Source organism: Synechococcus sp. R6-7 (genome assembly GCF_047461695.1).
Classification (GTDB): Bacteria; Cyanobacteriota; Cyanobacteriia; order Thermostichales; family Thermostichaceae; genus Thermostichus.
Genome location: NZ_JANSHS010000001.1, coordinates 1 through 8,985 on the forward strand (window position 1 = coordinate 1; position 8,985 = coordinate 8,985).

General features: G+C 57.9%; 6 protein-coding genes and 1 pseudogene. 4 read left to right on the top strand and 3 right to left on the bottom strand.

From position 1 onward, the window contains the following. Window positions 1-379 precede the first annotated feature (379 nt). Window positions 380-1,018, bottom strand: coding sequence for a response regulator transcription factor (locus NW815_RS00005; protein WP_414390008.1), 639 nt, complete (start codon window positions 1,016-1,018; stop codon window positions 380-382). Between the two features lie 558 nt (window positions 1,019-1,576). On the opposite strand from NW815_RS00005, the gene NW815_RS00010 reads away from it, so the two are divergent. Both NW815_RS00010 and NW815_RS00015 read left to right on the top strand, forming a co-directional pair. Continuing rightward, window positions 1,577-3,637, top strand: coding sequence for a ribonuclease catalytic domain-containing protein (locus NW815_RS00010; RefSeq protein ID WP_414390006.1), 2,061 nt, complete (start codon window positions 1,577-1,579; stop codon window positions 3,635-3,637). A gap of 104 nt (window positions 3,638-3,741) precedes the next feature. Continuing rightward, window positions 3,742-4,755, top strand: a complete 1,014-nt coding sequence (locus NW815_RS00015; protein WP_414390003.1) for a phosphate ABC transporter substrate-binding protein — start codon at window positions 3,742-3,744, stop codon at window positions 4,753-4,755. A 258-nt stretch (window positions 4,756-5,013) separates the two neighbouring features. On the opposite strand, the gene NW815_RS00020 is transcribed toward NW815_RS00015, so the two are convergent. After that, window positions 5,014-6,030 carry an ABC transporter permease gene (locus NW815_RS00020; RefSeq protein ID WP_414390000.1) on the bottom strand — a complete coding sequence of 339 codons (1,017 nt, stop codon included), beginning with the start codon at window positions 6,028-6,030 and terminating at the stop codon, window positions 5,014-5,016. Between the two features lie 47 nt (window positions 6,031-6,077). Next, entirely contained in the window at window positions 6,078-6,899 is an 822-nt protein-coding gene (locus NW815_RS00025) for an ABC transporter ATP-binding protein (protein WP_414389998.1), read from the bottom strand. A 196-nt stretch (window positions 6,900-7,095) separates the two neighbouring features. Between NW815_RS00025 and argJ the strand changes: the two genes are divergently transcribed. Beyond that, complete coding sequence (argJ, locus tag NW815_RS00030) at window positions 7,096-8,313, top strand: bifunctional glutamate N-acetyltransferase/amino-acid acetyltransferase ArgJ (protein WP_414415600.1); 1,218 nt, start codon at window positions 7,096-7,098, stop codon at window positions 8,311-8,313. A 126-nt stretch (window positions 8,314-8,439) separates the two neighbouring features. Continuing rightward, window positions 8,440-8,985 (top strand): annotated as a pseudogene (locus tag NW815_RS00035) (arginase family protein); the annotation flags it as partial.

Consider the following 8,985-nt stretch of genomic DNA (forward strand, 5'->3'; position numbering starts at 1 on the left):
AGTCATTTCAAACTAGATTGAGACACCCCCGCTGCTGCCCAAACGTTCCACGCCGCTTCCACAATCACCTTTAGATCCTGTCCCAGAGGGAGAAAGGAGCTAGGAAGCAATGCAACGGAAATGTTTCATTCCTGTTTAAAATGACAACAACAGGGCAAAAACTGTCCTGGAAGGACGGGGCTTTAGACCCAGTTTTTGGGTAACGCAGTGAAAATCGGCGGCCAATGTACGTTGGGGCAAGGCCAGGAGATCCTCCCCCGCCAATTTTTGAAAAGACTTGCCCACCCCAGTTACCTTGCCCTTCAAGTGCGATCACTACCCTATCTCCAATCGCGCCGAGGAGATAGAGTTCTCCAGCCGTTGAAAGGGGTGGCGGGAATTACAACGGTTTTTTGCCCAAACCACTTTCTATTGCCCAGCGGGCCAGTTCTGTGCGGTTGTGCAGGCCGGTTTTGCCCAGCATGTTGCTGACGTGGCTTTCAACGGTGCGCTGGCTCACCCCAAGAACTTCGGCAATCTCGCGGTTGGACATGCCCCTGGCCACGTACTGGATCACCTTAGTTTCTGTTGGCGTCAGCTCAATTTCCCGATCCAGTTTTATGACGGGTTGAACGCCCGCGCCCTGCACTTGTAACAGGCGCTCGGTATGTCTGAGAGAAGACTCCACCTGCGCCACCAATTCTTCCGGCTCAAAGGGCTTGACCATGTAAACATCTGCCCCTGTGGTCAGGCCGCGCACCCGATCCGCCGTCTGCCCACGCGCCGACAGAAAAATCACAGGTATCCAGTCCGTAGCACTGTTGGAGCGAATGGTTTCCACAAAGGTGTAGCCATCCATCTCCGGCATCATCACATCGCAGATGATCAGGTCTGGAGTGAAATGGCGCATCGCTTCCAACCCCTCCAGACCGTTGCTCGCCGCCACCACCTCATAACCGCGAAACTCTAGGTAGTCCTTGGCCAGCAGGATTAAGTTCGGATCGTCATCGATGAGCAACAGTCGCTTCGGGTTGTCCACAGCTCACCTTTTGAGTGCTAAGCTAAAAAGTTTTAGGTGAAGAAATACGGAATCTCATGTTTCCGTGACCTTCACTGTAGGGAAACGACTCTTGAGTACCACCCTTTTGCTTGCTCAATTGGGGAGCAGCCTATGGTAACTGTGCCTTACCTACTGTGCCTTACCTCTAGTCTCTAGGATATCACACATGGAAGAAGTGGAAGTATCCACTTGCGAAATGCTGGCAACAGTATCTCTACGGAATTTAGGAGCCCTGGCTGGTAACCCTATCCCACAAACCTAGCAGAGCTGGCCTCTGCTCTGGCATCGCAGTGCCCAACACATAACCGCAATCTACCCAAAAATTTGTATCTCGTGTGTCTATATATCACATACCTATATGCTTAAGTACCGATATATCTTACCTATATGCTTTAAGTACCGATATATCTAACATCTGCTACCTATTCAAGTGCCCGTATGTCTTCTGGCCGGGGTTTCCAGGTAGGCAGGCGGGCAGAGCTGATGGAGAATGGAAGAAAGCCTGCGCTTTAGCGACAGCCGACATGGGGAGAACGGGTGGAAAAGGGCACACTGGTGGAGTTTCGTTACAATAACGACCGTGTGTTGGCAGTGGTTCAGGGCACTGAGGGTAAGAAGAACCTACTGCTGGGGGTGCCTTCCGGGCAGGTTCACAGTGTTCACCCTCGCCAGATTACCTTTGCTTTGAACGGGGGATCCAGCTTCACGGCTTCCGACATTCCCGGCTTTTGGCAGGCGGTGCAAGCAAAGTTGGATCCCGAAAGTTTGGCGTTGGCCTGGGAACTGGTGCAGGAGGAGCGTCAGCCCCTGAGCTTGGCGGAGATGGCTCGGCTGTTGTTTTCTGATGATTCCCCGGTCTCTACCTATGCCGCCTATCGCCTCTTGAGCGAGGATCGCACCTACTTCAAGCAAAAGGGGGAGAGCTACGAACCCCGCACTCCGGCTCAGGTGAAGGAGATCCTCCATCAAATGGCCGTTGCCCAACAACGGCAGCAGGAACAACTAGAGTTTGAGGCCCATCTGCGAGAGGCTCTGGCTCATCCCGGTCAAGGGTATCCCTGGACTCCTGCCGAACGGGCCCGCCTGGAGGTGCTGGAACGCCTGGCCTTACAGGGAGCGGCGGCAGCCATTCGCAGCCACGAGGATCTCTCTTCCAATCTCAACCCGTCGGATCGGGAACGGGCCTCGCAACTGCTGGAGCTGATGGGGTTTCCTGACACTCCGCAGGGGGCTTTTGAAGCTTTGGTGGCCCTGGGCCTGTGGAGCCGCCACGAGAACCTGGCCCTGCGCCTCACCGGGATCCCAACCCAGTTCCCGAAGGCGGTGGAGCGATACACCCAAGCCCTGCTCAGCCAGCCTCCCTCTTTCTGGGATCCCCACCTGCGGCAGGATCTCACCCACCTCCACACCTACACCATCGATGATGCCAGCACCCGCGACATTGACGATGCCCTCAGCGTCGAGTTCTGGTCGGATGACGCGGTGAAGCTCTGGATCCACATCGCTGATCCCAGTTGTTGGGTGCAGTGGGGGGATCCCCTCGATTTGGAAGCCCGCAAGCGTGGCACCAGTGTCTATTTGCCGGAGCGGGTGATCCCGATGTTCCCACCGGAGTTGTCCACCGGCCCGATGAGCTTGGTGCAGGGAGAGGTGCGGCCTGCCCTTAGCTTTGGCATCCTCCTGGGATCCGACGGCCAGATCCGGGATTCCGAAATTTGCCTCAGCCAGATCAAAGTCACCTACCGCCTCACCTACGAAGATGCCGATGAAATGTTGGAGTTGGGGGCAGAGGCTCAACTGACGGCTATTGCCCGGGCGGCCCAGTGGCGTTATGGGTGGCGCATGGCTCAGGGGGCCATTCAGATCGGCCTGCCGGAGCAAGATATCAAGGTCATCGACGAGATCCCCCACCTCCGGGTAATCGAGGATACTCCTGCGCGGCAGATGGTGGCGGAAATGATGGTGCTCACCGGCGAGGTGGCGGCCCGCTTCGCCAGCCAAAATGGGATCCCGGTGCCCTATCGTCTGCAGCCGGCTCCCGACTTACCCCCACCCGAAGTGCTGGATAGGTACCCTCAGGGGCCGGTTCGGTCTTTTGCCATCATGCGCTGTCTATCGCGGGCGGAAGTAGCCACCCAGCCGGGGCGACATACAGGGCTGGGGCTTGAGGCCTACTGTCAGGTTACCTCCCCGATTCGGCGCTACCTGGACTTGGTGGCCCACTACCAGATCAAGGCCTTTTTGCGCGGGGATCCCTTGCCGTTGACGGAGGCGGATGTGCAGCAGCTGCTGCTGGGGATTGAGCCGGGCACCGTAGAGGCCAACCAGGTGGAGCGGAAATCCAAGCGCTACTGGAGCATCGAATACCTGCGCCTGCGACCGGGGCAAACTTGGCGGGCCTTGGTCTTGGGCTACCTGCGCGAGCAGGAAAACTTGGTGCTGGCCATGCTGGATGAGATTGCCTTTCGGGTGCCGGTGCGCCTAGAACGCCAGATTCCTCTGGGGGCTTGGATCGAGTTGGAAGTTGTGCAGGCGGATCCCCGTGCGGACGTAATTGAGCTGCGCGAGGTGGGACGAGAGGCGGCCATGGGCGGATAGATATGCCTTGACCTGTCGCTCACCCAATCTGCGTGGATAGCTGATACAACAGAGGGGGGAAGTCTCAGAAGTCTGGATCGTGAATTTTCTTTAGGAGGGATCCCATGACTGCACGACCTTCCGGCCCACCTCCAATCGTTTACATTCTTTTGTTCGCGATACTGGGAGGCGGCGGCTGGTATGCCTATCGTTCCGGCCTGTTGGACTCATTCCTGAATAGAGAGAACACGCCTCCTATCCCCAGCCAGATTCCAGCTGCCCGGCCCCAAGCCCCAACAGCGCCCAACCCCCCTCAGGCCCAGGTACCCAACCCGCCTGCCAACGCCGTTAATCTGGATACTTCTCTGCCCAACCCAGTAGTGCTCCAGATGGATGGCAGCGTCACGATGATCCGGATCGTCTTGGCCCTGAAGGGAGGCTACACCCAGCGCAACCCCGGCATTCCCCTCGCCTATGGGATCCCGGATGGCAAGCCCAATGGATCCAATGCCGGCCTGAAGGCCCTGATGGAAGGTCGCATCCAGATGGCCGCTAGCTCCCGCCCCCTCAATGCCAGCGAAGTGCAGGCGGGTCTACAGGCGATCCCGGTGGCCAAAGATGCCCTGGCGGTGGCGGTGGGGGTGAACAACCCCTACAAAGGAGGACTGACGCTGCAGCAATTGGCCGATATCTTCCAGGGTCGGATCACCAATTGGAGCCAGGTGGGCGGCCCGGATCGGCGGATTCGGGTCCTCAATCGCGCCCCCCAGAGCGGCACCTACAGCGTTTTCCAAGAACTCGTGTTGTTGGGGCTGCCCTTCGCTCCCGATAACCCTCCCTACTTCACCACCGCCACAGAAGATGTCACCACCCCGCTGCTGCGGGCTTTGGGAGAAGATGGCATCACCTACAGCACTGTCGATCAGGTGCAAAACCAGCAAACGGTGCGGATTGTGCCCATCGACGGCCAGATGCCCACCCGTGAGGCCATTCAGAGGGGCAGCTACCCCTTGGCGCGGAATGTGTTTTTGGTGGCACCTCAAAGAACCAGCCCTGTGGTGGCCGATTTCATCAACTACGCGCTCTCGGATCAAGGCCAGCAAATCATTGGCCGCACTGAGTTCATCCCCCTCCGATAGCAACCCAAAAATAGCATCTGAGATAGCCGCCGACAGCAAGCGCAGCGATATCTCTGGACTTTTCCAGAAGACGCCTTCCACCTGCTCCTATTCAAGGCACTTAGTCGTTTCAGGTTAGAGTGAGGCGCCTGAGCTATTGAGAAAAGCCTTTGGCCGCGTGCGTTCAACGTTTTAGGGGTGGGTGCAGCGTCCTAGTTTGAATCCAAATGACCCTAAATGTTAGAGAGGGGGCCCTAATTTTCACCAAAGTTCAATTTTTCAGTTCTCTCGGCGCACAGCGCTCTCATGCCACTTGCCCAACACCCTGTCGGATAGAGCACTTAAGGAAATAAAGATCAGGATCCCCAAGCTGGTGACCAAGATCAAGGCCGCAAACATGCGGGGCACCTGCAGGTTGAAGCTGGAGATCAAGATCTGGTAGGCGATCCCGGCCCGCTGCCCGCCAGTACCAGCGACAAACTCCGCCACCACCGCCCCAATCAAAGAGAGGCCACCGCTGATGCGCAGGCCCCCCATGAAATAGGGCATGGCACTGGGTAGCCGCAAGTAGATCAACGTTTGCCAGCGGTTGGCCTTGTACAGTTGGAACAGGTTGAGCAGGTTGTGATCGACGCTGTTCAGCCCCAGAGTGGTGTTGGAAAGAATCGGGAAAAAAGCCACAATCCAGGCGCACACCACCATCGCAGCAAAGGTGTTGTTGCGCAGCCAAATGATGATCAGCGGGGCGATGGAGACAATGGGCATCGTCTGTAAAATCACCGCATAAGGGAAAAAGCTGCGCTCGATCCATTTGCTCTGGGTGAACACAATCGAGACCAAAAGCCCCGACACTGTGGCAGCCAAAAAGGCCACCACCGTAATTTGCACAGTGATCAACAGGGAAGGAAAAAGCGTTCCCCAGTCGCGGATGAGGGTTTGCACCACCAAAATCGGCCCCGGCAAGAGGTAGTGGGGCACTCCCGTTACCCGCACCGCCACTTCCCAGCCCACCAAGAAGAGGATCCCGACGATAAGGGGGGCAATCACTTCCAGGTTGAACCAACGGCCCAGATTCAACCCCTTTGCAGGCACCCCTGAGCCGGCACTCGGTATGTCTGCCTCATCCGTGGGTTGGGATCCGAGTTTTTCTCCAACTGCGCCGGTCAGCTTGGGCAGAGACCAATCTGGCCAATGGAGAGGCCAGCTCTCCCCCAAGCCAACAAGGGATCCCAGCCAACGGCGCCATGGCTCGAGAAGCTGGACAAACAGGTCGAACATATCGTGAGGTTGGGGCATCAAGGGACTTACGCAACAGAGAGAACACCGCTAAGCCAGGGATCCCATCAGCGCAAACGTCCAGCAGAGAGGGGGCGCAAATAGGGGGGATCCTGAGCTGAGCCGTGCATGGCCTCGTGCAGACGGGCCGACACTTCACGGCAGTAGTTGTTGTAAAGGGAAGAGGTGCGAAAGTCTTCCGAGCGGGGATAGGGCGCATCGATGGGAATATCGGCTATCACCCGCCCTGGGCGAGCCGCCATCACCACCACGCGGTTGGACAGGTAGACGGCCTCGTAAATGTTGTGGGTAACAAAGATCACCGTCCAGCGCTTTTCTTGCCACAGCTCCAACAGGTCGCTGTTCAACTTGCTGCGGGTGATTTCATCCAGAGCTCCGAAGGGTTCATCCATCAGCAACACTTGGGGCTTGGTTACCAGGGCGCGAGCAATGGAAACCCGCATGCGCATGCCGCCCGATAGCTCGCGGGGAAAACTGCGCTCAAACCCCCGCAGGCCCACCAGTTGCAGAGCTTCCAAGACATCTCGATTGGCTTTTGGCTTGGGCTCACCTGCCAACTTTAAGGGTAGCCCCACATTGTCCATCACCGTCGCCCAAGGCATAAGGGCCGGTTCCTGAAACACAAAGGCCAACTTGGGTTCCCCTTGGGGAGCATCCTTCTCAAGATTTTGCCCCCATTCGATAGAGCCTGTGGTCAGATGCCCCAGACCTGCCACCAACCGTAGCACTGTGCTTTTCCCACAGCCGGATGGCCCCACCAAGCTAACGAACTGCCCTTCTTGGATGGTCATATTCATGTCCTGCAAAGCCACCGTGCCATTGGAATAGACCTTGCTGACATGGTTGAGGGTAATGACAGGGGTGGGCATGGCTGGCAATTCCCGGAGCAGAGGAAGCACACACTTTCAAAATAACCCTCTCTGCCGCCTCTGCTTGGTAGGCGTAACTACAACTCTTTCCCTCAGAACCGGTTTCCAGAGAGTTTCTCACGGAAAGCTTGCGATGACCCAAATCGGAGCAGCAAGTCGGTATGATGTTGCCGACCACCCTCTGGCCAAGGAACACATGGGATCCCCATTTAAACCGGTTGCAGGTGCTGTTACAGCCCCGCGAGGATTTCGAGCCGCTGGAGTGGCCGCTGGCCTCAAGCCCTCAGGAGCTGCGGATCTGGCTTTGATCGTTTCCGAGTGCGATGCGGTTGGGGCAGGCGTTTTTACCACCAATCAGGTCAAAGCAGCCTGTGTTACCTACAACCAAGGGATCCTCGCCCAACAGCAGCCGGTGCGGGCCATCCTCTGCAATGCCGGGCAAGCCAATGCCTGTACCGGAGAAGAAGGAGAGCGCAACAACGCCCAACTGGCTCTCTGGGTGGGAGAACGGTTGGGGATCCCGGCCCATCAGGTGCTCACGGCCTCCACAGGGGTCATCGGGCGACAACTGGAAATGCCGAAAATCCAAGCAGCCCTGCCTGGCCTTATCGACAGCCTCTCTCCAGAGGGGGGGGAGAGCGCCGCCCGCGCCATCATCACCACCGACTTGGTGACCAAAAGCGTTGCCCTGCAAGCTGAGATCGACGGGTACACCGTCAGGGTCGGGGGCATTGCCAAGGGATCCGGCATGATCCACCCCAACTTGGCCACGATGCTGGCTTTTTTAACCTGCGACGCGGCTGTGGATCCCCGCCTGTGGCAGCAGATCCTCAAGCAAGCTGCTGACCTCAGCTTTAACCAAATCACGGTGGATGGGGATACCAGCACCAACGACATGCTCTTGGCCCTGGCCAACGGCCAAAGTGGGATCCCAACCCTGCAAGCCGGCACAGAAGCTGCCCAGACTTTGGCGGAGATGGTCAACCAAGTTTGCATTCATCTGGCTAAGGCCATTGCCCGCGATGGGGAAGGAGCTACCAAGCTGCTGGAAATTCGGGTGTGTGGGGCTGTGGATGATGGGGCAGCCCGGCATATGGCCCGTGTGATCGCCAGCTCTCCCTTGGTGAAGGCGGCAGCTTTTGGCAACGATCCCAACTGGGGACGGGTGGCAGCCGCCGCCGGCCGAGCCGGGATCCCCTTCGACAGCCGCCAGTTGGATATCCGTCTGGGGGATTTTCTGCTCATGCAGGCGGGAATGCCCCTGGCTTTCGATCGCAAGGCAGCCTCTGAGTACTTGAAAGGGGATCCGGTGACCTTCACCGTGGATCTCCATCAGGGATCCGGCCAGGGCGTGGCCTGGGGCTGCGATCTCAGCTACGATTACGTGCGCATCAACGCCGAATACACCACCTAATGGGGGATCCCAGCCATGACCACCGAATCGAACGCAAATAACGGCTTTTCTACCGAAGCCCAAGCGGCTTTGGCCAAAGAAGCGAGGCTTTCCCTATCCGGCTGGCAACAATGAGTCGAGGCTTAGCCTTGGTTTCATGCCACCAACATCCGCAACGCACCGGCCCACAACCTGGTGCAACTGGGCATTGGTGGCTGGCAAGTGCCACGGCAAGGGGTGAAGGTGTGCCGGGAGCGGGCCACCCACATCCTCACCGTTACCGACATCACCGAAATGGGCTTGGATGCAGCCGCCGATTTCGCCCTCGAAAAAGCCCTAGACGGCACCGATTGTGTGTACATCAGCTTCGATATCGACTGCATCGATGCCGGCTTTGTACCCGGTACAGGCTGGCCAGAGCCGGGTGGGCTGCTGCCGCGGGAAGCGCTCTACTTGCTCAAGCGCATTGTGCGGGAAGCACCGATCTGTGGCCTGGAGGTGGTGGAAGTCTCTCCCCCCTACGACATTAGCGATATCACAGCTCTAATGGCCACCCGAGTTATTTGCGATACGCTGGCCCATTTGGTGGTATCTGGGCAACTGCCGCGCCGAGAAAAGCCCGCCTACATCCACCCGGAGGCGACGCCAGAAATGGCCGGCGACTGGAGCATGCCTCTAACCCCCAAAACCCTG

Excerpts from the sequence above, each read along its gene's own strand:
- NW815_RS00015 (WP_414390003.1), top strand. The coding sequence starts at position 3,742 with ATGACTGCACGACCTTCCGGCCCACCTCCAATCGTTTACATTCTTTTG.
- NW815_RS00020 (WP_414390000.1), bottom strand. The coding sequence starts at position 6,030 with ATGCCCCAACCTCACGATATGTTCGACCTGTTTGTCCAGCTTCTCGAG.
- NW815_RS00025 (WP_414389998.1), bottom strand. The coding sequence starts at position 6,899 with ATGCCCACCCCTGTCATTACCCTCAACCATGTCAGCAAGGTCTATTCC.
- argJ (WP_414415600.1), top strand. The coding sequence starts at position 7,096 with ATGGGATCCCCATTTAAACCGGTTGCAGGTGCTGTTACAGCCCCGCGA.